The sequence below is a fragment of the Paenibacillus sp. 1-18 genome, from assembly GCF_000520755.1.
GTDB lineage: Bacteria > Bacillota > Bacilli > Paenibacillales > Paenibacillaceae > Paenibacillus > Paenibacillus brasilensis.
The window spans coordinates 36283-62192 of record NZ_ASSB01000073.1 but is presented as its reverse complement, the minus strand read 5'-3'; the positions used below and the strand labels follow the sequence as shown (position 1 = coordinate 62192).

The 25910-nt window shown below is 46.3% G+C and carries 18 protein-coding genes; 9 read left to right on the top strand and 9 right to left on the bottom strand.

Features of this window, described 5'->3' with window-relative positions; translation table 11 throughout:
- Positions 1–485: 485 nt before the first annotated feature.
- Positions 486–1847: an amino acid permease gene (locus L693_RS0105430; RefSeq protein WP_025716398.1), complete on the bottom strand. Its 1362-nt coding sequence runs from the start codon at positions 1845–1847 to the stop codon at positions 486–488.
- A gap of 910 nt (positions 1848–2757) precedes the next feature.
- The gene (gene rpoN, locus L693_RS0105425; RefSeq protein WP_025716397.1) at positions 2758–4077 is read right to left on the bottom strand and encodes an RNA polymerase factor sigma-54; all 1320 of its coding nucleotides are present in this window, start codon (positions 4075–4077) and stop codon (positions 2758–2760) included.
- 249 nt (positions 4078–4326) lie between these two features.
- Between rpoN and L693_RS0105420 the strand changes: the two genes are divergently transcribed.
- From L693_RS0105420 to manZ, 5 genes are all read left to right on the top strand, one after another.
- Entirely contained in the window at positions 4327–7119 is a 2793-nt protein-coding gene (locus L693_RS0105420) for a sigma-54-dependent transcriptional regulator (RefSeq protein ID WP_025716396.1), read from the top strand.
- 199 nt (positions 7120–7318) lie between these two features.
- Entirely contained in the window at positions 7319–7738 is a 420-nt protein-coding gene (locus L693_RS0105410; RefSeq protein ID WP_025716395.1) for a PTS sugar transporter subunit IIA, read from the top strand.
- A gap of 2 nt (positions 7739–7740) precedes the next feature.
- The gene (locus L693_RS0105405; protein ID WP_025716394.1) at positions 7741–8229 is read left to right on the top strand and encodes a mannose/fructose/sorbose PTS transporter subunit IIB; all 489 of its coding nucleotides are present in this window, start codon (positions 7741–7743) and stop codon (positions 8227–8229) included.
- A gap of 31 nt (positions 8230–8260) precedes the next feature.
- Positions 8261–9031 (top strand): PTS mannose/fructose/sorbose transporter subunit IIC, encoded by a 771-nt coding sequence (locus L693_RS0105400; protein WP_025716393.1) that lies wholly within the window; start codon positions 8261–8263, stop codon positions 9029–9031.
- Between the two features lie 29 nt (positions 9032–9060).
- The gene (gene manZ, locus L693_RS0105395) at positions 9061–9885 is read left to right on the top strand and encodes a PTS mannose transporter subunit IID (RefSeq protein WP_025716392.1); all 825 of its coding nucleotides are present in this window, start codon (positions 9061–9063) and stop codon (positions 9883–9885) included.
- Between the two features lie 294 nt (positions 9886–10179).
- Here manZ and L693_RS0105390 read toward each other — a convergent pair whose 3' ends face one another.
- Together L693_RS0105390 and L693_RS0105385 are read right to left on the bottom strand one after the other, a co-directional pair.
- The gene (locus L693_RS0105390; RefSeq protein ID WP_025716391.1) at positions 10180–11199 is read right to left on the bottom strand and encodes a hypothetical protein; all 1020 of its coding nucleotides are present in this window, start codon (positions 11197–11199) and stop codon (positions 10180–10182) included.
- Positions 11160–11750, bottom strand: coding sequence for an RNA polymerase sigma factor (locus L693_RS0105385; RefSeq protein ID WP_025716390.1), 591 nt, complete (start codon positions 11748–11750; stop codon positions 11160–11162). The genes L693_RS0105390 and L693_RS0105385 overlap by 40 nt, the downstream gene beginning before the upstream one ends.
- 640 nt (positions 11751–12390) lie before the next feature.
- Between L693_RS0105385 and ltrA the strand changes: the two genes are divergently transcribed.
- Positions 12391–13749, top strand: a complete 1359-nt coding sequence (ltrA, locus tag L693_RS0105380) for a group II intron reverse transcriptase/maturase (protein ID WP_025716389.1) — start codon at positions 12391–12393, stop codon at positions 13747–13749.
- A gap of 171 nt (positions 13750–13920) precedes the next feature.
- Here ltrA and L693_RS0105375 read toward each other — a convergent pair whose 3' ends face one another.
- Together L693_RS0105375 and L693_RS0105370 are read right to left on the bottom strand one after the other, a co-directional pair.
- Positions 13921–14271: an Asp23/Gls24 family envelope stress response protein gene (locus L693_RS0105375; RefSeq protein ID WP_025716388.1), complete on the bottom strand. Its 351-nt coding sequence runs from the start codon at positions 14269–14271 to the stop codon at positions 13921–13923.
- A 50-nt stretch (positions 14272–14321) separates the two neighbouring features.
- On the bottom strand, positions 14322–14891 hold the full coding sequence (locus L693_RS0105370) for a TetR/AcrR family transcriptional regulator (protein ID WP_025716387.1): 570 nt from the start codon (positions 14889–14891) through the stop codon (positions 14322–14324).
- A gap of 334 nt (positions 14892–15225) precedes the next feature.
- Here L693_RS0105370 and nirB point away from each other — a divergent pair, with 334 nt between their 5' ends.
- On the top strand, positions 15226–17655 hold the full coding sequence (gene nirB / locus L693_RS0105365) for a nitrite reductase large subunit NirB (RefSeq protein WP_025716386.1): 2430 nt from the start codon (positions 15226–15228) through the stop codon (positions 17653–17655).
- Between the two features lie 40 nt (positions 17656–17695).
- Positions 17696–18016, top strand: a complete 321-nt coding sequence (gene nirD / locus L693_RS0105360) for a nitrite reductase small subunit NirD (protein WP_025716385.1) — start codon at positions 17696–17698, stop codon at positions 18014–18016.
- Between the two features lie 56 nt (positions 18017–18072).
- Here nirD and L693_RS27685 read toward each other — a convergent pair whose 3' ends face one another.
- The 3 genes from L693_RS27685 to L693_RS31085 all read right to left on the bottom strand — a co-directional run bounded on the left by L693_RS27685 (position 18073) and on the right by L693_RS31085 (position 23786).
- A complete protein-coding gene (locus L693_RS27685; protein WP_049825064.1) occupies positions 18073–19383 on the bottom strand; it encodes an exosporium glycoprotein BclB-related protein in 1311 nt (436 codons plus the stop codon).
- Positions 19384–19636: 253 nt separating this feature from the next.
- Positions 19637–23524, bottom strand: coding sequence for an immunoglobulin-like domain-containing protein (locus L693_RS0105350; RefSeq protein WP_025716383.1), 3888 nt, complete (start codon positions 23522–23524; stop codon positions 19637–19639).
- Positions 23525–23570: 46 nt separating this feature from the next.
- Entirely contained in the window at positions 23571–23786 is a 216-nt protein-coding gene (locus tag L693_RS31085; RefSeq protein WP_231503534.1) for a phage tail protein, read from the bottom strand.
- Positions 23787–24188: 402 nt separating this feature from the next.
- On the opposite strand from L693_RS31085, the gene L693_RS0105345 reads away from it, so the two are divergent.
- A complete protein-coding gene (locus tag L693_RS0105345; RefSeq protein WP_025716382.1) occupies positions 24189–25889 on the top strand; it encodes a spore germination protein in 1701 nt (566 codons plus the stop codon).
- Positions 25890–25910 lie beyond the last annotated feature (21 nt).

The following is a 25910-nucleotide window of genomic DNA, read 5'->3' as shown; positions in this document are numbered from 1 at the left end:
CCCGCGTCTCAAAAGACGGGGTTTCTCGACAATCTGGGCTCCTGCAGATGCAGGAGCTGTTTTTGTCTGCACTAAACATTTAGTTGGCTGCATCATTGACACTGACCAGCACCGGGAAAATCCAGTGATCTTCTGTTGTGGGAAGCAAAATTTAAGGAGCTCCTTTATGAGAAGATGAAGGCTCTCTATCTGATGAATCACAGACCACGAAAATGTTTGGGATGGAAAACGGCTCATGAATCCTTTTCAGAGGAACTGTCGCACTTGGCTTGACAATCCGTTGAGTTAATTACTTCGCATACCGTATTGCTCGTAGGGCAGCGCTATAAAAGATGCTGTGCATTCAATTCTAGTAAGGCTGTAGAGATTTTGGGATGTACAGGAGCCTTCAGCTCTATAGAAGCAGTAAAGCCGCCCAATCTTGTTGGGCGGCTTTACTCTACAACAAATTTATACGTTTACTGATGTTACTTTACTGATGTCACTTACTGTCCGTTCGAGCTCCAGCTTCTTTTCTTGAGCAAATAGATTCCGGCTACCAGAATGAACCACACCGGTGTAACAAACAGCGCCACTCTAGTATCCTCGGCTAATGCCAAGATAACCAGAACGAAGACGAGAAAAGCCAGCACAATATAGTTAGACAGCGGGTACAGCGGCAGCTTGAATGTGTTGCGGCTGGCCAGCTCAGGCCGCGTGCGGCGATATCTCAGATGGCTGATTATGGTGATTCCCCAGACAAAGATAAAGCAAACCGTTGATACACTTGTAATTAAGGTAAATACTCCTTCAGGCATCACATAGTTCAGGATAATTGCGATCAAAATGACGATACTGGAGAACAGCAACGCATTGGACGGAACCTTCCTGCTGTTCAGCCGGCTCAATGAACTGGGGGCGTTGCCATCCTTAGCCATGGAGAACACCATCCGGCTTGTACTAAAAATAGCACTGTTGCAGGCTGAGGCCGCAGAGGTCAGCACAACAAAATTGACAATTCCTCCTGCTGCGGCAATGCCAATGGCTGTAAATACCTGTACAAACGGACTTTCACCCGGTACAATCTCGTTCCACGGATAAATGCTCATGATGATCAGCAGTGCACCGACATAGAAGAGCAGAATCCGGATTGGGATATTATTGATAGCTTTCGGAATGACCTTCTCGGGGTCCTTGGTTTCCCCTGCCGTCAGTCCAACAAGCTCCATGCCTACGAAGGCGAAGACCACCATTTGAAAAGAAAGCAGAAAACCATGAATCCCTTTCGGGAAGATTCCGCCGTGACTCCAGAGATTAACGAAGCTCGAAGGTCCCTTGGTGGTGGAGAAGCCTTTGACAATCATAAATAACCCGACAACAATCAAGGCCAGAATCGCCAATACCTTGATTAGGGCAAACCAAAATTCCATCTCCCCGAACAGCTTAACCGTCGCCAGGTTCATAAGGAGTAGAATCACAAGTGCGATTAACCCTGGCATCCACTGAGGAATCTGCGGAAACCAATATTGAGTATACAGCCCGACCGCCGTCAGATCTGCCATCGCAATCGAAATCCAGCAGAACCAGTAGGTCCAACCGGTAATAAAAGCTGCCATATTCCCCAGATAGTCCTTAACAAAATCAACAAACGAATGATATTCCAAATTACTGAGCAGCAACTCCCCCAATGCACGCATTAACAGGAACAGAACCATACCTGTAATGATGTAGGCGATCAGGATGGATGGACCTGCCAGATGGATCGATTTTCCTGCCCCGAGGAACAAGCCAGTACCAATAGCCCCTCCGATGGCCATCAGCTGTACATGCCTGTTTTTCAACCCCCGTGTTAACTTTTCTTCCTGCATGGAAACTCACCACTCTCTTTCTGTAAATACTTCCTATGGACTGAAAATTTTTATACCTTTCATATTATAATAATTTGACCAGAATACCTATCCTTAAGCTGAAATTTTTTAGTTCATACAAAAAAGCCCACCTTTCACGGTTAGGACTGGACTACAACACTGTTAATCGGTAATCAATTGTGGACAGACAGCAGTGTATTAAACTACGTTCCAGCAATTGTATGTGTTTTTATCAATCATAAACCATTTTTCACTAACTGGTATGCACCATAGTCTTCTTCCGATTGATATTTAATTAATTGCCGTTGGCAGTTCGTTTTTGCTCGCCCTTGTTTCTTGTAATAATGTTGCCCAGGTCGGCGTCACATCACAAAAGAAAACGAACTTGTTACTCGTTTTCTTCTTTATTTGAGGCAGCAGTCGAGTGGATTTAGGCAGGTGCTAGATCATTTACGAATCGGCGCTGCAAGGTCTATACTGTAGTATAAAAAAGGAAGTTATGTATGTTCAGAACGTTTTAGAAGGGAGGCCTATAAAAAATAGACAGCCATGAAGCTGTCTATTCAGAGTGTCGAGAAAGTCCAACGGACTTTCTCGACACTTTATTTTTTATTTGGGGAGACTCAACTTTTAAAACAAAAATCGATTTAAAACGATCTGAGGACCCATTTTTATTTGATCAAAATGGCCATTTTAAACCTCATTAAAAAAACAGGGGGTTTCTCGACAGCCTGAATAGACAGCCATGAAGCTGTCTATTTTTAATTTTGATCCTGCTGCTTTTCCGGTGGAAAGTGACAGACCATCTGAAATTACCAGTTGATTAATAATATTTTTTAATACTTACAACGGCTCTTTTCTGAGTAAAGGGGCAGGGCTATAACCGAAATGGTCATCGACCACCGAGGCTTTAATAAACTTTTCTCCTGCTAGAAGAAAGATAGCCGAGCTCTTCCCGGTATTTGGCCACTGTTCTGCGTGACAGCTCCAACCCTTCCTTAGCCAGCAGTTCTGTGATTGCCTGATCCGAAAACGGTTTTTTCTTCTCTTCGCCGTCGATGAGCTGCTTAATACGCATTTTTACGCTCTCCGATGAAGGGGCATCTCCGTCTTTCGACCCCAGGGCGGAGGTGAAGAAATATTTGAGCTCAAACAATCCACGGGGCGTCTGCATGTATTTGTTACTGATCGCCCGGCTGATCGTGGATTCATGCAAGCCGGTACTTTCAGCAATCTCCTTTTGGGTCATCGGTTTAAGGTAATGAACGCCATGCTCGAAAAATTCCCACTGCCTATCAACAATGGCTTGGGCTACACGCATCAGGGTCAGGCGGCGCTGCTCAAGGCTATGAATAAGCCATAATGCCGTGTTCATCTTCTCATGAAGAAACTGCTTCTCTGCTCCCAACGCCTGCTCCCGGAGCATACGCTGGTAAAAAGGATTAATCCCGACGCGCGGGACTGTGATATCATTAACTGTCACAATGTAGTCGTTCTTGGATTTCTCTACCGAGATATCTGCTATGTGATACGGGTGATCATATGGGGCAAATGCCGCCCCCGGACAAGGATTCAACTTGCGTATCTGGTCGGTGATTTGCTGTACCTCGCGAATGCTAATACCCAGAGCATCCGCGATTTTTTGTATGCGGTTACATGAAAGATTAACCATGTGATGTCGCACGATCTCTTCCAGGTAAACATCATCATTACCGGCATATCTCAGCTGCAAAAGAAGACATTCCTCCAGGCTGCGGGCAGCAATTCCTGCCGGTTCAAAGCCTTGGATCAGGGCGAGAATATTTTCAACCTCTTCAGTGGGGACGTCAAGTATTTCGGCAACTGTGTTTACCTCCAGCTCGAGGTAGCCTTTTTCATTTAAATTTCCAATAAGAAACATGGCAATCGTCTGTTGTAGCTTGGATAACCCGCGGACCATCCCAAGCTGCGCTTTGAGATGTCTATATAAATTATCCGCAGGGTTAGAGACAAAATCCAGAAGATCTACCGGATTATCGTTTTTTCGTGGTGCATATTCTTCCTCTTTACTTATCCTTTTGATGGACATGTCAATCTCTGTCAAATCAATAATCGGATTTTCATCCGCTTGCTCATGAAGATAGGACATTAGATCGACAGAAGAATATTGAAGAATCGTGATGGCTTGTCGTAATTCAGGAGTCATAGCCAGCCTGAATGCTTGCTCTTGCTGTAATCCGTAGCGTATCATTTTATCTCAGCTCCTTGCTGGGCAACAATATAGCTTTTAATGAAACTTATTCGTGAAGCTAATGCAATTATACTGCCAACCTCTGATCTTGGAAAAGAAGTGAATGGAATAAGTTGAGTATGAATTGTGGATGGATTCAATGAAGAGCGTACCAGATTACTTATTAACTTGTCAGTTTATTTTTTTGTAGAGGATTATTTCTTTTTTTATATACTAATTACATGAGAACTAGTCACCTGGGGGAATACTGTGAAACGAATTGATGAGATTTTAGAGTATATTGCCAATGGAACAAAGAAACTAACGGTAGAGGCTTTGCTGGACGGCGGTGGAATTACGGCAGCGGAAATAGCCGATCATCAGAATATGCTGAGAAATAATGTAAGCAAGGAGCTTAATAGTCTGCTTCGCGCCGACTTGATTATTAAAATCAAGGGAAGACCCGTCAAGTTTTTGCACAAGCAGGTAATCGAGGAGACTTTTAGAGTCCAGCTGAAAGAGAAACAGATCCAAGTCAACAGCATTAATGAAATATTGCTGCCTGGAGAGCAAGTCGATCCGTTTCACGCCTTAATCGGTTTCATGGGTAGTATGAGAAATCAGGTGGAGCAGGGAAAAGCGGCAATATTATATCCGCCGAAGGGCCTGCATACGCTGATTGTGGGGCAGACTGGCGTGGGAAAAACGATGTTTGCCAGGTTGATGTATAATTATGGGAAATATATGAAGCGGTTTTCAGAGCAAGCACCGTTTATCGTATTTAACTGCGCCGATTATTATAATAACCCTCAATTGCTACTTTCCCATATTTTTGGTCATGTGAAAGGGGCATTTACCGGGGCTGATCGGGAGAAGGAAGGGCTGGTCGAGAAAGCTGACGGTGGTATCCTGTTTTTAGATGAGATTCATCGGTTGCCTCCAGAAGGTCAGGAAATGATATTTTATTTCATGGACACGAACAGCTATAACAAATTGGGCGAGTCGGAACGCAAGCGGGAAGCAAACGTGCTGCTCATCGGCGCTACGACCGAAGATCCCGGTTCTTCCATGCTTAAGACCTTTATTAGACGGATACCGATTACGATCAACATTCCTTCCCTGCAAGAACGAACCGTTGAAGAGCGGTTTTTGATCCTGAAGCATCTCTTCGCAAACGAGGCCCATCGTGTGAACAAGCCCATCAGGGTTGAATTGGAAACGGTAAAAGCACTGATTGGAAGCGTAACCTATGGCAATATCGGCCAGTTGAAATCGAACATTCAGCTTGTGTGTGCTAAAGGATTTTTGAACAGCATACATGAAAATAAGGAAGAGATTGAACTTGATTTTAAAATTTTGCCCGGAAATATCAAGGAAGGCCTATTTAATATGGGAAAAAATCGCAAGGAGATTGCCGAAATGGAAATGGTCAACTCCTCGCTGTATATTACTCCTGAAGGCAGCAAAGGAATGGATGAAGCAGACGCTTCTGAACTGCCGTTCAATCTTTACAAACTGATTGAAGACAAAATAGGGATGCTGAAGGAAGAAGGGCTTGACGACAGCTTTATCAATAAGTTTATTACTACAGATGTCAATATTCATATTAAAAGCTTCTATAACCGATTTTATAACATCAAAGGAGGCCGGGAACGAATCCTTAAAATCGTGGGCAGAAATATCCTGGAATTCGCTGAACAGGTGCAGGAGATGGCTCAAACAGAACTGGGCAGAAAGTACAGCGACAGGTTTGTTTATGCCTTCAGCCTTCATTTGAGTGCCTTTTTAAAGCGAATCCGAGAGAAGAAATATATCAGTAAACAAGTCTATGATCCGATGAATGATCAGGATGAAGAATACAGACTGGCACTCATTATCAAGGATTTGATCGAGTCCAAGTTTGAAGTCAGCGTACCCGATGCCGAGACTACCTATGTGGCGATCCTTCTAAAATCAGTAGAAGAGGAGCATCAAGGAAATGTGGGGATTATCGTAGCTGCCCATGGCAACAGTACAGCAAGCAGTATCGTTGGTGTCGTCAATAGCCTGCTGGGAAGCTCAAATATTTGCGCAGTAGACATGCCTTTGGATGTTAGCCCCAGAGAAATCCTGGAGGTTATTGTTGATAAAGTTAGGAGCATTGACAATGGCAGAGGCGTATTGCTGCTGGTTGATATGGGCTCCCTGCTCAATTTTGAAGCAACCATTATGGAACGTGTCGGGATTAAGGTGAAGACTATTGATATGGTTTCAACTCCGCTTACGTTGGAGGCTGTGCGAAAGGCCAGTATTTTTGATATGAATATAGAGGAAATTTATCAATCTTTGAAGGATTTTCGTGGATATAACAATGGAAATGCCGGAGTGAAAGCGGAGAAGACCAGTAATAAGGTAATCGTGACGGTCTGTTCCTCCGGCAAAGGCGCCGCAGCCAAGCTAAAGGAGTTTGTAGAGAAGGTCGTTTATGACTTAACCGAAGAGAAAATAGCCGTTGTACCGGCAAAGGTCAGGGAATTGGACAAAGTAGTGAAGGATTTACGGGCCAAGCATACGATTCTTGCGGTGATTGGAGTTAAGCGGCCAAGCGAGCTGAATGTACCGTTTATCCCTTTGGAAAAACTGATCGAGGCCAGCGGTGAGCAGGCATTAAGAGAACTGTTGCTGAACAATCAGTTGCCTGTTATGCATGAACACGGAAGCGTGGTCGTTAGAGATCTATGTGAGGATACACTAAAGGAGTTTATGACTTATTTGAATCCTCACAAAATTCTGGGGATTTTGATGAAATTTATCGAGCAACTGGAACAGGAACTGGATGCCGATTTTCATTATGCAAAGAAGGTTCAGCTTGCTGTTCATACGGCTCATGCGATGGAACGAATGGTTATTGGAGAAGGGTTAGTATATCAGGGGGATGTATCCTTGCTTGGCCAACGAGTGCTCGATGCGGTGAACCGTTCCTGCAATATATTTGCTTCCAGTATTAACATCAAGCTGACTAATGATGAAAAATATTATATTTGCGAAATCCTAAGCGAAGTATATAACTGTATCCCCGAGTAATGACGTAAGTGTATAAAACGATGCTGGATGTGTATTAAACATACGAATGAGGAGAATAAGCAGGTGGCCAGAAAAGACCAAATCCCCGGAAAAGCCAGGGGGTTTGGTCTTTTTTTGATGATTGAACGAGTCATACAGAATGTTGGCACGAGACTTGCATATAAGTATAGGCGAAGGATGTAAGGAGGGGGTGAAACAAATGATAGGTGTTATTGTTGGCACACACGGAAAACTTTCCAAAGAGATCTTAAGATCCACGGAAATGATTTTCGGTCATCTGGATAATGTGGTGGGCGTGACGTTTGAGCCTGGTGAAAGCGTTAACGGACTTGTTGAGAAGTACAAAGCGGCCTTGGAAACGATTGATTGGACGGACGGACTGATCTTTCTCGTCGATTTGTTTGGTGGCAGTCCCTATAATGCAGCCAGCAGGATTGTAGCCGGCTATGAAAAAATGGACATTGTAACAGGGGTAAACCTGCCAATGATCGTAGACCTGCTGACCAATAGAGGGCTGGAGAACGTGGAGAATCTGAGTGATCTGGTCATCCGTGCGGGTCAGGATTCGATGAAGTCTTTTCGTGTCATCCGGGACATACAAACAGAGGAGGAATTATAGGTATGGAAATATCATTTGTTCGTATTGATGACCGTCTGATTCATGGTCAGGTGGCTACTGTGTGGGTGAAGGAAACGAAGTGTAACAAAATTATCGCCGTCAGCGATGAGGTCGCTGCGGATACGCTGCGCAAAACCTTATTGCTACAGGTGGCGCCGCCGGGGATTAAGGCTTATGTTGTCACGATTGCGAAAGCGATTGAAGCTTACAACAACCCTAAATATAACGATTTCAAGACCTTGTTCCTGTTTACCAATCCGACGGATGTACTGCGGGTTGTAGAAGGCGGGGTCCCGTTTACATCGGTAAATGTAGGTGGGATGTGCTTCAAAGAAGGCAAAACACAAATTACCGGAGCGGTGTCCGTAGACAAGCAGGATGTAGAGGCATTTCATAAACTGCACGAAAAGGGGATTGAACTGGAAATTAGAAAAGTAGCCAGTGATCCTAAAATCGATTTGATTAACAAGCTCCAAAATGTCCAGTTTTAACAGCACGTACGCATAAGAGAGGGGGTCAAACATGAGTGCTTTTGAAATTGTAATGGTCGCGCTGATTGCAGCCATTTGCGGAATGGGCAGTGTTTTGGATGAAGGACAGACTCATCGGCCTATAGTTGCGTGTACACTGATTGGTCTGGTTTTGGGTGATCTTAAAACGGGCATTATTCTAGGCGGTACGCTGGAATTGATGGCTTTGGGTTGGATGAATGTCGGAGCGTCCATGGCTCCGGATGCGGCTTTGGCCAGTGTAGTCTCGACCATATTGGTTATTGTTGGACATCAGTCGATTGGTGCCGGAATTGCCGTTGCGATTCCGATTGCAGCTGCCGGACAAGTGTTGACCATTTTTGTTAGAACGATTACCGTGTTCTTTCAGCACCTGGCAGATAAATATGCCGAATCTTCAAATTTCAAAGGAATTGAATTATGTCACTTCATAGCCCTCCTTCTTCAGGGATTACGCGTCGCTCTGCCTGCCGTATTGGTGGCTATTGCAGCAGAAACTGGTCTGGTTACGACTTTGCTGGATGCGATCCCGGAGGTCATTACAAAAGGGCTGCAAATTGCAGGGGGATTTATCGTCGTTGTAGGGTATGCCATGGTTATTAACATGATGGCAGCCAAATACCTGATGCCTTTCTTTTTCCTGGGCTTTGTCATCGCGGCATTTACAAGCATCAATCTGGTTGGCTTTGGAATCATAGGGGCGGTTCTGGCTCTGCTGTATATCCAGCTCAATCCTAAATATAGCCAGCGAAAAGATCAAATGGGTGAAATTGAAGAGCTCTAAAGAAATTCCTAATGAAAGGGTGGGGTACTATGGAAGAAAAAAAGTTGACAAAAAGCGATTTAAACAAAATGTTTTTCCGTTCATGGTTCCTGCTGGGCTCGTTTAACTTTGAGCGTATGCAGTCGATTGGTTTTTGTGTCACCTTGATTCCGGCAATCAAGCGGCTATACAGCAAGAAGGAAGACCAAAAAGAAGCACTAAAGCGGCATCTGGAGTTTTTTAATACTCAACCGTTTATCTCTGCACCGATTATGGGGGTAACGGCGGCTATGGAGGAGCAGAAAGCCAATGGCCAGCCGATTGATAATGCTACCATAAGCGGAGTGAAAATAGGCTTAATGGGGCCTTTGGCTGGAGTAGGGGACCCTATTTTCTGGGGAACGTTACGCCCCGTTCTGGCTGCGTTGGGAGCTTCCATTGCATTGTCCGGGAGTGTTATCGGGCCTATCCTATTTTTCTTGCTCTTTAATGTTATTCGCCTGGCAACCAAGTGGTACGGACTGAAATACGGCTACCAAAAAGGGACGGAGATTGTGTCCGACATGTCCGGAAACCGGCTGCAAAAGCTTACGGAATCGGCCTCCATCCTGGGACTTTTTGTTATGGGCGCACTCGTATCGAAATGGACTACTCTGAATGTGCCACTCGAAGTATCCAGATATACCCGTTCGGATGGAGTAGAGGTTGTTACGACGATACAGATGATTCTGGATCAATTGATGCCTGGTCTGTTGCCTCTCTTGCTGACTTTTTTGTGCATGAGACTGCTCAAAAAGAAAGTGAATGCTATAGCTCTGATTTTTGCTTTATTCGCAATCGGAATTATTGGATACGCTCTTGGCGTATTGGCTTAAGCCCATTTGTAAAGTGATCCGGTCAAGTAGCCATCTCTGACCGGAAACCCGCTTTTTGAATTTGTAAACGCTTTAAATTCTACTGGTTAAAATATTCCATAATCTACAAGCGAACCTGCAAGCGTTCAACGATGGTCGTGGAAGACTGATGGCCTGTTTGAAGCTGATACAGGCAAGGCTCTATACCTTAAATCACCACAGGCTCAATGATGGTTTTAAAGCCATCTTGAGCCTGTAAACTTTCACCCACATCCTCATGAAATAGGGAGAATTCTGATGACGATATTTACCAGATCAATGGGAGGTAAGGAGATCTTCTGCAATCTTCACTAAGTCCTGCTTGACCAGCGGACTACTCGGATTATCATAAATTTCGTAGAGCAAATGATGGTCGTCATCTTTCCAGCCAAGCCGGTTTTTGCTGGTAATGGATGCCCCGCTTATCTCACCCGATTTGATGTAATAGGCCGCGGTTCCTTTAATCGTCAGCTTCTCAGCTGCATCTCGATCATTCTGAAAGACAGTCAGCTTGGAATCAGGCGTAAGTGTCGTAATGGAAATGCTCACATAATCGCTTCCTTTCACATACCGTGCTGCAGTAAAGTCTGCCTTTTCCCAGCTAAGCTTCTTGATAAACAGCTTTTCGCCTGCTGGAGCGGTTTTGGACTTCTGAATGAGCTCATCTGCCAAAGTGCGGTATTCTTTATTTTGCAGAAATTTGGGATACATAAAGGCAGGATATACATATCCGTAATCGAAACGGTAGCCGTTCGGTAGATGGGATGGACTATCCAAGCGTGGTGCATGCGTCCGTTTAATTTCATTTTGCAGACTGTTGAAACTGGAAAATTCCCCTTGTTTATATTCAAATTTGATCGGATTGGACCGATCTGCGTTATTCATAAAATCATCCTTAATATAATAGGCGGCATATTCTCCCGGCTGAAGCTGGTCTTTGACCTGTTGGCTGTACGCATTCAGTAGCCGGGAATACGTCTTGGCAAAATCTGTGGGCTCGTCAGCTTTAGCTGTATTTAATACGACGTCGCCCTTGCTGTTACGAAATTCAAGGTATTGCGAAGCCGCATATCCGGTTAGGGAAGCACCCAAAACAAAAAACGAGATCATTGCGGGGACTGCGATACCGGAGCGTAGGCCTTTGGCAAACAGCCTCGCTTTTCGTTGCTCCTTCTGATAGACCCGATCCATCACCTTGTCCGTGACATCAAACACCTGGATTTTGGACGCTTTTGTCGGCAGCAAATCCATTTCTTTTATGCTTTCGTCTTGAACAGTGTGCTGAAATTCACGCATTCCTCTTCCTCCTTCACAGGGCTCATCATTTTTTTGAGCTTTGTTTTCGTCCTGCCGTATTTTTTCTTAATAGCTTCCTGGCTTTTGTTCATGATTTCACCGATCTCACCAAACGACTTTTCATCAAATATTCGTAGTACCAGCAAACTCCGCTCCTCTGCTGTCAGTTTGTTCAGCGCCCGGCCGAGCGGCTCACTGAAAAGCTGGCTTTCTATGGCCTGTGCAGCACTGTCAGTGGCAGTCATATTGTGGGTGAACAGCCCAAGCTTCAATGTTTGGTGTAATTTCTTCCGGCGAATCAAGTTCAAACAATGATAATAAGCTATTTTATACAACCAGGACGAGAAGCTTACTGTCGGCTTGTACATGTTAATTTTCTCAAATGACTTGACCAGGATATCCTGAACGGCGTCCTCTGCTTCTTGTTCGTTGCCCAGAAGCCGCCAGCAGTACACCAGAATCTGACGCTGGTATTTCTTTACGATAAAAGCGTAATCCTGAATCTCGCCTGCCTGGACCCGCTTGATTCTGTATTCTACTTCTTCATCCAAATCTTTAGGCACCTCCTCTGTTCAGCATGATGTATATATAACAAGCGAAGTGAGCCCAAAAGGAGAGCCCCTGCAAAAGCCTTGCTTTTGTTTAAATCAAGACTCCGAACTGGAAAACAGATGCCGAAAAATGCAAAAGGAGCCCATTCTCAAGCGAGGATGGGCTCCTTTTTCTCGTGCGCCCGGCATGGGCGATAACTTGGCGGTGAAAGTCCGCTACAGGCTTGGCAGTAGGAACTGTTAGCCAAGGGCAAGGGTGTCTGCCGCGAGGCAATCTGAAGGAAGCCGGAGGCAAACCCTCGGTCTGACGAACAGAAATCACATAGAAGGCATGATGGAACGGACGAGCTTGCGAGACAAAGTGAAGTCCAATACTGCCCGAATTCCATGATGTAAATGTGACAGATAGATGAGGGGAAGGTTATCGCTCTTACCCGGGGAGGTCTCACAGACGTTGTGTAGGAAAAAAAATATTATCCGAAAGACGGAGTAGAGCTTGCTGTGAGAAGTCAGCAGAGGCCATAGTACCGGAAGTTTTTTTTTCGGAAAGGGCTGAACAATCGTAAGTCTTGAGTACAAACAGGAAGGAGAGTCGGTGTGATGAAAGCAGAATACCGAAAGGGCTCTGCAAAGGGATAGCGTGGAACGCGAAGAGTATGCAGGAGCGCGGAGCATCGGCACTCGGGAAAGTAGGGAAAGAGGCGGTGCAAGCGACGTGCTGGAAAAGATACTGGACAGGAACAACCTGAACAGAGCCTACCAGCAAGTCAAGCGCAATCACGGAGCGCCGGGAATCGACGGAATGACCGTCGAGGCGGCATTGCCGTGGCTGCGGGAGAACAGAGTGGAACTCTTGGGAAGCATCCGGGATGGAAAATACAAGCCAAGCCCGGTACGACGCAAGAACATCCCCAAACCAGATGGAAGCGGAGTCCGAAAGTTCGGCATCCCGACGGTCGTAGATCGCATCATCCAGCAAGCCATTGCCCAGCAACTGCAACCGCTGTTTGAGCCGCTCTTTTCGGAAGGAAGCTACGGCTATCGCCCAAGGCGAAGTGCCCAGCAAGCGATTCGAAAAGTGAAGACTTATGCGGAGCAGGGTTATAGCCATGCGGTAGAATTCGACCTCTCGAAGTATTTCGATACGCTGAACCATGAACTGCTCATGAACCTCCTGCGCAAGCAAATTCAGGACAAGCGCGTGACGGGCCTGATTAAAAAGTACCTGAAGAGCGGAGTGATGGAAAACGGAATACGCCGCAAAACAGAAGAAGGTTCTCCGCAGGGTGGGCCGCTGTCGCCGCTTTTAGCGAACATCTATCTGAACGAATACGATCAGGAGATGCAAAGCCGAGGCGTGAGGTTCATTCGGTACGCGGATGACATCGTGGTACTGGCAAAGAGCAAACGAGCAGCAACGCGGCTATTGAAATCAAGCCGGACGTATCTGGAGAACAAGCTAAAACTCCAGATGAATGCGCAGAAAAGCAAGGTCGTCAGTGCCGTGGCACGAAAGCACTTCAAATTTCTTGGATTCGCCTTGGGAAAGAACAGAAACGGGATGTACATTCGGGTTCACCCGCAATCCCTCACGAAGGCAAAGAGGAAACTGAAAGAGCTAACGAGCCGGAGTCAAGGCAGGAATGCCAGGCAGGTGATGGAAAACGTCAAGGTCTACATTCGCGGATGGATTGGTTATTTCTATGTAGCCGACATGAAGCGAATCCTGCAAAGTTGGAATGAATGGCTGCGAAGACGAATGCGCATGTACATCTGGAAAGAGTGGAAGAAACCGAGAACGAAGGTACGGAACCTGCGAAAGCTGGGAGTACCGGAGGGGCAGGCCTACCCATGGGGAAACACCCGTCTGGGGTACTGGCGCATTGCCGGAAGTGCGATAATGCAACGCTCGGTTACAAACAAAAGGCTCGTACAGGCAGGGGATTATGACTTCCCTGCGCAGTACGAGCGTCTACGTCAATTGTACTTAAACGGTTGAACCGCCGTATACCGAACGGTACGTACGGTGGTGTGAGAGGTCGGCTACTCAACTAATGGGTAGCCTCCTACTCGATTTCACCCTTTTGGCCATTCTGTACAATGAAAAGCCGGCCCGTCCATTTCCATAATCCCGTTATCATTTATGTCTATCACTCATACTTTTCTGCGACTAATGAATGGGTAGGGATATCCCTTGTACTTTGACGTTTATCATGCCAATGGATAGGCCCGTATACTTCTCAATGGCTTCCCGAACATTTTTCTGTAATTCTCTGCCTACATCGTACATTTTTGTTCCATAATGCACGACAATGCTTAAATCGACATCCAGCCCTGATTCTGTCACATGAAGCTCAATGCCATTTTGCAGGCTTTTCCTACTTAACTTGTTGGTGATTCCTTCGACGACTCCCGTTGACATCGATGCAATTCCCATTGTTGCAGTTGCTGTCTTGCCAATGATATTAGAAATAGCATCCTTGGAAATCGCAATACTTCCCAGTACGTTTTGAATTAACATGCAGGATTCCTCCTCGTGTGTGTTCGCCTCTTCATGATGCAGTGTGACCCTTACTCAGTTGCTTTGAATCCATGGTAAAAAGTATTTACAACCAGTGCTGCGGCAGAGTTTTTTGCGATATTACCGTTCTTTACTTGCTGCCATGTTAGAAATAGCAGCGAGTAGAGGACATCCATGATCCATTCTTTACCAATATGTGGCTGAAAATAACCTTTCTGTTGCAATATTTGTATCACATGCAATATGGGTTCTCTCAGCTTCTGATCTGCTCCTTCAATCTCCTTGTTATAGTTGACGGATGCATCATGAGCAAGAAAATAAATTTTGTCTCCTAACGGAATAAGTGCTTCAATCAACTCTGGAATGTAGTTTTCATAGTTGTCCTCATCCAAAGAGATTCCTTTTATGGTTTCACTTACGACTTCGATGGCTCGAAATCCCAGATGAATCATCAATTGCTCCCTGCTTTCAACATAGCGATGCAAGGTGGCAGTGCCAATTCCTGCATAATCGGCAATCTCGTTCATAGAGGCGGTTGGCTTTTCGATAAGTAGCATAGTGGCTACGTCCAACAGGCTATTAAGCCTTATTTGCTTGATCGTTGTCATGTCCTTCTTCATTAGAAAATCCTTCTCTTATTAATAATTTTTTTTGTAATTAATTGATAGTTTTTTATATCATTTAATTGGATTTTAAATCAACCATCGAGAATAGTCAAATCCAAGCATCCACATTTCAGAAATCAACATCATAACTCGATTTTTTTGTTTCTTACCTTAATCCCTTGAATTCGAATAGGGAAGTCCCTCGACATGTACAGCTCTAGCTATATTGTGATTGAAGTCACATATAACATAACTCACGACATTAGAATAGAAGCATAGACAATATTTAGTAGGATCGTAGGAGTAGTCGTCGGTAGGAATGTCGTCGAATGAATGGAGGAACCGGTATATGATAAACAGTAAACAAAAGCTTGTGGTTATAGGTAACGGGATGGCTGGTATCAATACGGTCGAACAAATTCTTAAGTTAACGGATAAATATGAAGTTACAGTCCTTGGAAATGAGCCGCATCCGAACTATAACAGGATCATGCTCTCTTATGTTTTGGAGGGTAGTAAAACCATCGAGGACATTATACTGAATGATCTGCAATGGTATGAGGATCAAGGTATTACTTTATATACTGGGAAAACGGTGCGCAGCATCGACGGGGAACGAAAGAGGATTCACACTGAGGATGGACTTGAAATTGATTACGATGTAGCTTTGGTGGCTACTGGCTCCCAGTCGTTTATTTTGCCTATTCCGGGTAAAGAATTACCGGGCGTCATCGGTTTTCGGGATATTGCCGATTGTTCGGCAATGCTTGAGGCGGCCAAAACCTATAAAAAGGCAGCGGTCATTGGTGGAGGGTTGTTGGGACTGGAAGCGGCTAAAGGCCTGGTCAATCTCGGCATGGACGTAACGGTTGTTCATTTGATGGAGGATTTGATGGAGCGTCAGCTCGATCGGGAAGCCTCTGCGATGCTGAAAGCAGAACTAGAACGCCAGGGAATCAAGTTTGCCATGCAAATGCAAACTGCTGAGGTATATGGTCAGGATCGGGTGCAGGGACTTCGGTTCTCGGATGGAAGCGAACTGGAGGCAGATCTGGTTGTAATGGCTGTCGGGATAAAGCCTAACATTCAGGTGGCTGTGCAAAGTGGTATAGAAACAAAACGTGGAATTGTGGTCGATGATTTGATGAGGACCTCCATGCCGGATGTATATGCTGTAGGGGAGTGTGCTGAACACCGCGGGATCTGTTACGGTCTGGTTGCTCCGCTGTTTGAACAGGGAAGTGTCATTGCCAAGCATTTTGCAGGTGCGGATACCGAAGGCTATCAGGGATCAGTGGTTTCCACCAAGCTCAAAATTTCAGGGGTGGATGTTTTCTCGGCTGGCGAATTCATAACTACTCCTGAACATACGGTGATTGTGGCAAAGGATGAGTGGAAGCGCACCTACAAAAAAGTGCTGCTTCGTGAAAATAAAATTGTCGGAGCGGTGCTGTTCGGAGATGTGAGCGAATCCGCCAGCCTTCAAAAATATGTACGGCAGCAAACGCTGATGACTGATGAAATATATGGCCAGCTCATGGGTACCGGATGTTGTCAAGATGGGGCTAAAACCTTATCCGCTGAAACGATGGCCGATGATGAAATTGTCTGCGGCTGCAACGGTGTAACTAAAAAGGCGATTGTTGATGCAATTCATGAAAATGGGTTGACTACAGTCGATGAAATTAAAGCCTGTACCGGGGCAACGCGGTCCTGTGGAGGGTGTAAGCCAGTCGTTGAACAAATTCTCCAGTATGTTCTTGGAGACAGCTTCCAAACGGCAGCCAAGCAGGGAATATGCGGCTGCACCACATTGAGCCGGGATGAGATTGTTGAAGCTATCAGAACCAAGGGCCTTACAACGACACGTGAAGTTATGAATGTGCTTGGTTGGCATAATGATGAAGGGTGCTCCAAGTGTCGCCCGGCGCTGAATTATTATTTGGGAATGATTAACCCGGATACCTATGAAAATGAAGAAGATTCCCGATTTGTGAATGAGCGACTGCACGCCAACATTCAAAAGGATGGAACATTTACAGTTGTGCCAAGAATGTACGGCGGTGTTACGACTCCAGAGGATTTGAAGAAAATAGCTGATGTTTCTCTTAAATACAACGTTAAAGTGGTTAAAGTAACAGGGGGGCAGCGGCTAGATCTGATTGGTGTCCGTAAAGAGGATTTGCCTAAGGTATGGGAAGAACTCGACATGCCGTCAGGATATGCCTACGCGAAATCGCTCCGTACAGTTAAAACCTGCGTTGGATCACAATTTTGCCGGTTTGGCACACAGGATTCCATGGGAATGGGAGAGGTGCTGGAACGGAAATTTGAAAGATTGGATTTTCCGGCAAAATTTAAATTAGCGGTCAACGGTTGTCCGCGCAACTGTGCCGAATCATGTACGAAGGATATCGGAATTGTGGGTAATGATGGAGGCTGGGAGATTTTTATCGGTGGAAATGGCGGTATTAAAGCGCGGTTGGCTGATTCGCTCTGCAAGGTGAAGACGGATGCTGAATTGATTGATATTGTGGCAGGCGTGATGCAGTTCTACCGTGAAACAGGCCAATATCTGGAACGTACTTCGGAATGGGTGGAACGGACCGGTCTTGAAGAGATTCGGAAGGCTGTCGTCCATGATATAGAAAATCGCAAAACTTTAATAGAACGTATTGAATTTGCACTGCAACAGGTTGAAGACCCATGGAAAAAGATTATCCATGATGCGGATTCGCGTAAGAACCTATTTGAGGTCGTTACACCATCTATTGTATGAATTATTTAGATCATGCCTGGAGAAGGGAGCAATCAAGCGAATGATCAAACATGCAGAATGGCTTATCGTCGGTAACAGTAAGGATTTTCCAATTAGAATTGGGCGGACGATCCGGTTGGATGATAACGAAATTGCAGTATTCCGCACTTCTGAGAACAAGCTTTATGCTATTGAAAATTCCAGCCCGCATCCTAAAGGGGGGCCGCTTGCTGAAGCGATGGTATCCGGTCATTACATTTATGATCCACTATGTGACTGGAAGATTGATTTGGAGACAGGTATTGTTCAAGAGCCTGATACCGGACAAGTCAAAACATTCGACATTCGGGAAGACGGAGAAGAAGTGAAAATATCGCTTTAATACAAATAACAAGAGCCCCACAGGACCCAATCCTGCGGGGCTTTTGCCATTTTGGATCAGGTAATGGTAATACCTGCACTTGCATAACCTACGACAGTGTTTACAAGTGAAAGTCCCGTAGCTGTTGCGGAGAAGACCAGAAGCAAACGGGTTCCCGCTGTTACCGGTATAGCCAATCCGGTAGTGATACCACTGGATATTGTCCCTAAAGCGATAATACCAGTCAATGGTGGAGTTAATGCAACTGTAGCTCCGGGGACCGCTGTGAAGGTGTTATTAGGTGTTGGAGAACTAAACAGCTCGGCAGTAATACTTACGCTTGACCCTATGAGGGTCAGTGCAGCAGTTGTACTGAGATATCCAGCGATGGATGTAATTATGCCATCCCGTGGGACGGAAAAAGCAAAGTTAATCAGTGGTCCTGCGAGTGTACCTGTCAGGTCAATGGCCCCGCCTACAAGGCTAATACCTGTTGCTGAGCTTCCAAAGCCGATCAAGCTTGTGGTTCCTACCAACCCGCCAGCAATGGTGGTCAAAATCGCTGGTCCACCCGAAGCGAACGGAATGATTGCACCCGCACCCGTCGCACCCGTGGCGCCCGTAGCGCCTGTCACACCCGTAGCCCCTGTGGGTCCAGTGGCTCCAGCAATCCCGGGCAATCCGTCCGCACCTGTAGCCCCTGTGGCGCCTGTGGCTCCGACAGGCCCTTCAGGTCCAGCAGGCCCGATAGGCCCAGCGGCTCCAACCGGCCCCTCAGGTCCAGGAGGGCCAATAGGTCCGGCCGCTCCGATAGGACCAGCTTCGCCGACCGGCCCGGCAGGACCCTGTGGTCCGGGGATGCCTTGAGGCCCCCCTGGAGCAGGAGGCCCTGGAGGTCCGGTAGGCCCTTGCGGGCCAGGATCCCCTGAATAGTACGTTTCGTATGTTTTACCTAATGCGTTGCTAACAGTTGTTCCTGCCGTTCTGATCGCACCAATCAGGCTGTCTTTAAAGACAGGATCGAGGGATTCCTGTAGAACGATAGACAATAGGGCATCCAGCAGTTGTTGCAGTGTAGTTCCTACACTGATCGGTGAGAAAGGTGCGGCTTCCAGCGCCACGATAGCCAGCTCCAACGCTGCCAATAAGTCCGCCTTCCCCCCGTTTCTAAGTCTCAAACTTTTCGCCAGAATTAATAATCGTTTTAAAATTTGCTGCAATGAAGAAACATTAACTGCTAAGGGATTTTCAAATACGAGTGGGATGATCGCGGTCAATTCATGAATAAGCTTGAGAAGAGCCCCAATACCCCGATTAACTTTTGTTGGTTTACAGTCTTCGTCTTTTTTTGAAGCGCCACCGAACCTGAACGGCCTTTTATGTTTCATGCTCTTAATATCTCCTCCTTACCATTCTTCCTACTATAGAGGTGACAAGTGGTTAATCGCCCCGCTTCACAGGTATTATTAATATATTTACTGAAGCAAAAAGGGTGAATAAACAAGCAAAAGTGAATGTTGGAGGCTTGTACATGAACATAATGCCTTTATACACTACTCACTAAAAAAGCGCGGTCCCCGAAAACCTTGGGACCGCGCTGTATTTATTTGTACCCCATTTAATTTAAGGGTCCTTAACGTCTTATTTGAAAATACGTACCAGCATTTCAGCCAGCTCACCTCTGCTGATGGCTGCCTTTGGTCTGAGCGTCCCATCAGGATAACCGTTAATCCAGCCGGAGGCAACAGCATTTTTGAATGCAGTGGAAGCCCAGGAAGCAGTTTGCTGATCATCCTTATCGGACTGCGGTGCAGCCTTGCTTGAAGCAGATATTTTATCGGCTAATGCATGTGACAGGATTACCATCGCCTGTTCTCGGGTAAGACTCTCATCAGGGCCGAATGTCTGAACGGTTAGCCCTTGAATCCACCCCTGACGATGAGCGGCATCCACCGCTGCTACAGCCCAGTGTCCTTCCATATCTGTAAAGTTGGCAGATGTACCCTCGTCTTTAGTAGTCCCCAAAGCTCTGGTCAGTATGGACACAAATTCTGCACGGCTTACCGCGCGCTCAGGGCGCATGTTGCCGTCTTTATATCCTTGTATCCAGCCTTTGGCTGCAAGAGATTGCAGGGACTTCGCTGCCCAATGGCCTTGTACATCCGGCCATACCTGAGCTGGCTCTTGCGAATCCGACGGATTTATGGGAGTATTTTGCACATTTGTACGATCGGGTTCGGGCTTTGCGTCGGTAGAGACAGCAACGGCAAAGGTATTTAACCGAGTTGTATTCACACTTACGCTTGACAAAATTCCCTTTGAATCCATCACAGCAGTGCCTTTTAGAATCTCACGCTCGCCATTTTCATGAATAGCAAGAATGGAGAATTGGGGTTCCGCATTCTGCAATTTACTTAAAGATTCGTTATCCAGGGGTAGAACGATGGACGAGGTTCCTGTCACGTTGGCCTTAATGTCTACAATCGGACCTATTAGCTTCAGGTTGGATTGTTGCTCGGCCCAATCGCGTATCTGCTGTGCACGTTCTGTATCCGTATGCTGGAAGGAGAAAGTAGCGTCCTGCTGGCCTGGGGCCATGCGGGTTAAGGCATCGCTGGATATCATCAGTGTTCCATAGCGAGATATTACGGCAACTCCAACCTGATCCCATTTATTCAGCAAAGCTTGAGAAAGGATAACACGACTAGTTTGCTTTTCCTGCTCTAAACGAATGTCTGCGTATGCCTTGCCTTCCCGCAGTGCTTGTTGTATCTGTTCATCGAGATATGCCGCTGTTGGAACAAAGAGGGAGACCGCTTTCCCTTGCTCGGAGGTTCCTGTCTGTTGAACCTGATCTTCTTCTTTATCTTTGTTAGACTTGCCTGTGTCCACACTAATCTTGGCAGGGACGATAACTTCTATGGCTTGTGTCAAAGCATGAGAGCCATCACTTACCTTTATGACATCCAATACTACAGATACAACGGATGAAGTTACTGCTTGAACAATAGTTCCATCTGTCCGTACAATGTCTGGCTGGCTACTGCTGCTGATGGTCAGACGGAAACCATCGGGAACAGCAGGCAATCTGAGCAGCGTATCACTTGCTGTAGGGGCTGGTATGCTTGTGATGGAATCTGCGACACGCTGGGCGGTTAAGCCTTGGGCATATACTAACCCTGAGGGAGCGCTCTTCATGCCGTTTACGCTCTGTAGCACATAGTAGCTGGCCCCCTCGGGAACGGATGTAAATATATATTTTCCTTCTTCGGAAGCGGTCCCTTCCGCTATAAGCTCCTGCTGGGCATTGTACAGCTCCAGACGAGCCCCCGGCAAGGCACCCGTAACGATCACCGAGGCGATACTCCCAGTGCCTGCGGCGGCTCCAACCGCACGGGGCTGTACATTTACACGGCGTTCGGCTGGCTCTGCCGTCCAGCCTCCATTATCGCTATAAGCATAGTTCAATACGTATATGCCGGGCACATTTGTGTCGACATTACCGCTACCTGACAGCTCAGGGATCAGAACATTGCCGTACACGCTGTCCAGTACACTGGCTCCCGGATCGGTGAAGCTGTCGCCGGTTTCCAGAACAATCGGATTATTGCCGTTCAGTCGTACATAAGGTGTATTTGGCAGCGCCTTCAACACCGTAATAGTGAATGTTCTTTCTACAAAAGCCGTACCTTTGGAAACGATTGCCTTTAACTGTACATTCACATCACCGTCCGTGTATTTGGGTCGATTCACCTGACCGCTGCTGCTGAGTACATCCGGTTGATCCGAGGACCAGTCGATCTGGGTATCGAATGCCCCGGTATGAGGCAGAGCAATAGAATCCTTAATCCCTTGCGGGTAATCGAGCTGCAGTGTATTTGCAGCCAAATTCACTGCTTCATCCGCACTTATGGGTAGTGCGGGCACGAGCAGGCTGAATGTTTTTTGAAGCACAACACCGCCTCTTGACAGAATCGCTTCCAGCGTGATGTTCTGGTCACCCTGTACATAGCTAGGGAATGTGACATGCCCAGTATGATCCAGGAATTTAGGCTGATTTGAAGTCCAAGACACCTGAACGCCATTCAGAGCGTCTTTTGGCAAATAAACGTCTCCGGTTACTGTAGTCATCGGCAGCTCAAGCGCCCTGTATGCTGCGTCAACGGCTTCAGTGTCGCTCATTGGCAGACTGATTACATGTGCAGTGAAATTCTTTGTTTTCGACAAGCCAGCGAGTTGCAGGGTAGCTGTCAGAATAACATCTGTATCTCCATGACTATAGGAGGGTCTGGTGAGTGTTCCATCAGCTGCAATAATAAGCGGTTTGGTTGTGGTCCATTCGATCAGTACACCACCATATCCGGATAAAGGAAGAGATATATTATCTTTTACCGCAGTCAAATCGCCAAGTGAGAGATGATCCGCTGCCTGATCCAGTGTATCTTGAGCAGAAGCTTTCAGAACCGTAACTTCGAAGGTTCGGGTATCTGAGACGGCTCCCTTTGTAATTGTTGCAGTCAGCGTTACTTTCTTATCCTCCACATCGTAGCTTGGACGCGTTACAGCACCTTCTTTTGTAATAACATCCGGGCTATCCGAGCTCCAGCTCACCGTCGTACCGTTCAATCCGGTCAGTGGCAATACCAGTGGCTGGGATACCGCAGCAGCAGAGTCACCGGAGGCGAAGCCTAAAGCAAGTGCGTCTTTGGCCTGTGCAACATCATCGGCATCCGTAGGGATGTTCACTTTGATCTCTATGGGAGTACTCTCACCTTTAGCATTCACAGCCTGTAGACTGTAAAGAGCCTCGCCTGGTTGCAAGGCTGAAGTGTCTATAAATTGGGTTAAGCTGCCCGTATACAGCGTAACGCCGTCTCGTATGACCTTATATGAAGCCGCATAAGGAACGGAATCCCAATTCAATTCCACCGTATTTCCCTTTTTAACTCCTGTAAAATGGCCTGGGGCCTGCGGAACGAGTAGTCGCTCCCCATAAGCTGCGAATTCCATGATAGAAGTCCACAGATTGTTTCTAGCATTTCCTTGATCAATATATAATTTCAAGTATCGTGCAGTTACAGGAGGGATGCTCTTTTCAAAATGAGGGTTCGCATTCTCCTGAACGGTATCGACCGTGACCCAATTGCTTCCGTCACTGCTCGTTTGCAATCGAAAGCTGTAAGGGTCACGTTGATCCTGCCATCCATTCATGATCCCCATACCAGCTACAGCGTAACGATCTACGATATACCAGTCTCTCAGATCCACCTGAATCCATTTTCCACCGTTGCTGGCCTGATACCAGCGGCTGGTCGGTTCATAGGAACCGTCGACTGCTCTGCTGGGTTCATATGACTGGGTGTAGCTGCTTGATGTGGCTGGTTTGTTAAGCACTACATTTTCCGAGCCTGCCGCATTGGCTTCATTTGTCCCTATGAGCAAAGCCGCTCCACCGAGAAAGGGCAGCAACGGAATCAGCAAGCGATAGGATTTCAATTTATTGCGTGTGAAGTTATTGCCTTCGAGCACGCCATCACCTCTTCTTCATTAAATAGGACACTGATGAACATATTCATTATGGTCGAGGCGGGAACTGCCCTTGAATTGCAATATAGTAATCTACATTTGGCAGCGGAGAGGCCCCGCGCAGATCAGGCAATGCAAATGTGGTTGTTCCATTCCCACCGAAAGTATTACCCAACAGTGAATACAACATCGTATTCGATTGAATAGACAAGACTTGGCCTTCACATTTTAACCATCCATTAGGTGCGTACGCGTAAGGATACAACGTAATTTCCCCAATAAAAGGGTCGGGGGATGCTTGTGCCTGTTTGGGGCTTATTGCAGTTCCTCCTAACAAAATGACCGCCAACAAGCTCAATACAGCGGTTTTTTTTCAAAAATGATTCTTCATACCTACAGCTCCTTTTAAATTCGGATAATGGACAATACATTCAAGAAAATTGCGACATTAGTCATAGAATGAATAGATATTATCATGGAAGTTCACTTTTTACACTACAAGTCCTCCATCAAATTCACCTTTTTATTCCTTTTAATCATCAATAAATTTATTCCGCAAAATGGGCAGATTTAGATGAGGATGGATAACTCACCCATCGGGAATGCATTTTTTTCTAATTCAGGTAAATATAAATACAAATCGGATGAAAGTGAAGGAGGAATGAACATGTGGCAGGTAATCACAAAGCACATGCCCAATTGGACCGTGTGGATAGAAGCCTTATTCTTGTTCATTGTACCTTTGATTATTTTCCTCACCGTACGACAAATTAAAGCGCTGGACGGACGAGAGAGCAGACGTATGGAGCGATTGAAGCTTCTGGAAGAACAAGACCGCTCGAAACATGCAGATCATCATCCATCTGTAAGTGAGGAAGAGAAGGAAAGGGAGAGCTTTACCGAAGACTATGACGCCAATATAGCAAGAATCAGACAAGCAATTGCGGATATGGGAGATGTGAATGAACGCCCCATTTTTCTGAAAAACCTGAACGCTGCATGTACTCTGCTTTTTGTGGATGGATTAACGGACAAGGTCGGCATGGACCAGAACATTTTAAAGCCGTTGATGGATTGGGGCAACTCCGGGCAAGGGGATAACGATCTTCCGAGAGGAGAAGCGCTTCGGGATATGATTATTCGCCAGGTCATGCTTGTGTCGGAGACAGAATGTACGTTGGATGTGCAGTTTGCTTTACAAAAGGTGTTGTTCGGTTCAGTGATTCTCATGATTCAAGGTATAAAGGGCGCTCTTGTTCTCGGAACACCTAAAGGAAATACCCGGGGAGTGGAAGACCCGATATCGGAGTCGGTACTACGGGGACCGCGAATTGGCTTTACGGAGACATTCAGCGACAATACGGCGATGCTGCGCAGACATGGAGAAAGTACGGAACTGGCCGTGTCCTCCTTCAAAGTCGGCAAAAGAGTGAAGAAGCAGCTGATGGTGGTGTATTTCAAAGACATTGCCGATCCTGAGCTTGTAGATGAGGTGAAGCGGCGGGTCGAAACCATTGATATGGATGAGGTAATGGAGTCAGGCTATGTAGAGCAGCTTATAGAGGATAACTTTCTGAGCCCGGTTCTACAGATTCAGAATACAGAGAGACCGGATCGGGTCATGGCTGCTTTACTGGAGGGACGTGTAGCAATTTTGCTGGATGGCACACCTTTTGCGCTCCTTGTGCCTGTAACGTACGGGATGATGCTCCAGTCTCCTGAAGATTACTATGAACGATGGCTACCAGGGTCGCTTATTCGATTTCTTCGTTTTATGGCAACTTCAATATCTCTGTTCGCGCCAGCGCTCTATATTTCCTTTATCTCATTTCATCCCGGGCTGATTCCGACCAAGCTGGTCATTTCGATTATCAGTGCGAGACAGGGCGTCCCCTTTTCCACGCTCATTGAAGCCCTGATTATGGAGATTTCCATCGAAATTTTGCGTGAAGCAGGATTACGGCTGCCTAAACCCATTGGTCCGGCCATGGGCATTGTCGGCGGTCTTATTATTGGACAGGCAGCTGTCAATGCCGGAATCGTGAGCCCGATTCTCGTCATTGTGGTGGCGATCACGGCTATTTCTTCTTTTGCCACACCTGTATACAGCGCCGGGATTTCCATGCGTGTTCTTCGTTTTGCGGCCATGTTCACGGCGGCCATCTTCGGTTTGTATGGAGTGATCATGTTTTTCCTAATGCTGAGTATTCATATGGCAAAATTAAAAAGCTTCGGCGTGCCGTTCCTTAGTCTAACGGCTCCGCGTTCGTTGAAGGACTGGAAGGATTACCTCATACGGGCACCGTTTCAGTTTATGAGAAACAGACCCATTCTCTTGAAGCATAAAGATCCCAAGCGAAAAGGATGAAGTTGACGAAGAAGGGAGCCA

Bases quoted from the DNA above. Each gene is read 5' to 3' on its own strand.
- L693_RS0105410 (WP_025716395.1), top strand. From the start codon at position 7,319: ATGATAGGTGTTATTGTTGGCACACACGGAAAACTTTCCAAAGAGATC.
- nirD (WP_025716385.1), top strand. From the start codon at position 17,696: ATGATCAAACATGCAGAATGGCTTATCGTCGGTAACAGTAAGGATTTT.
- L693_RS0105345 (WP_025716382.1), top strand. From the start codon at position 24,189: ATGTGGCAGGTAATCACAAAGCACATGCCCAATTGGACCGTGTGGATA.
- manZ (WP_025716392.1), top strand. From the start codon at position 9,061: ATGGAAGAAAAAAAGTTGACAAAAAGCGATTTAAACAAAATGTTTTTC.
- L693_RS0105430 (WP_025716398.1), bottom strand. From the start codon at position 1,847: ATGCAGGAAGAAAAGTTAACACGGGGGTTGAAAAACAGGCATGTACAG.
- L693_RS0105375 (WP_025716388.1), bottom strand. From the start codon at position 14,271: ATGTTAATTCAAAACGTACTGGGAAGTATTGCGATTTCCAAGGATGCT.
- L693_RS0105405 (WP_025716394.1), top strand. From the start codon at position 7,741: ATGGAAATATCATTTGTTCGTATTGATGACCGTCTGATTCATGGTCAG.
- L693_RS0105390 (WP_025716391.1), bottom strand. From the start codon at position 11,199: ATGCGTGAATTTCAGCACACTGTTCAAGACGAAAGCATAAAAGAAATG.
- nirB (WP_025716386.1), top strand. From the start codon at position 15,226: ATGATAAACAGTAAACAAAAGCTTGTGGTTATAGGTAACGGGATGGCT.
- L693_RS0105370 (WP_025716387.1), bottom strand. From the start codon at position 14,891: ATGAAGAAGGACATGACAACGATCAAGCAAATAAGGCTTAATAGCCTG.
- L693_RS27685 (WP_049825064.1), bottom strand. From the start codon at position 19,383: ATGAAACATAAAAGGCCGTTCAGGTTCGGTGGCGCTTCAAAAAAAGAC.
- L693_RS0105400 (WP_025716393.1), top strand. From the start codon at position 8,261: ATGAGTGCTTTTGAAATTGTAATGGTCGCGCTGATTGCAGCCATTTGC.
- rpoN (WP_025716397.1), bottom strand. From the start codon at position 4,077: ATGATACGCTACGGATTACAGCAAGAGCAAGCATTCAGGCTGGCTATG.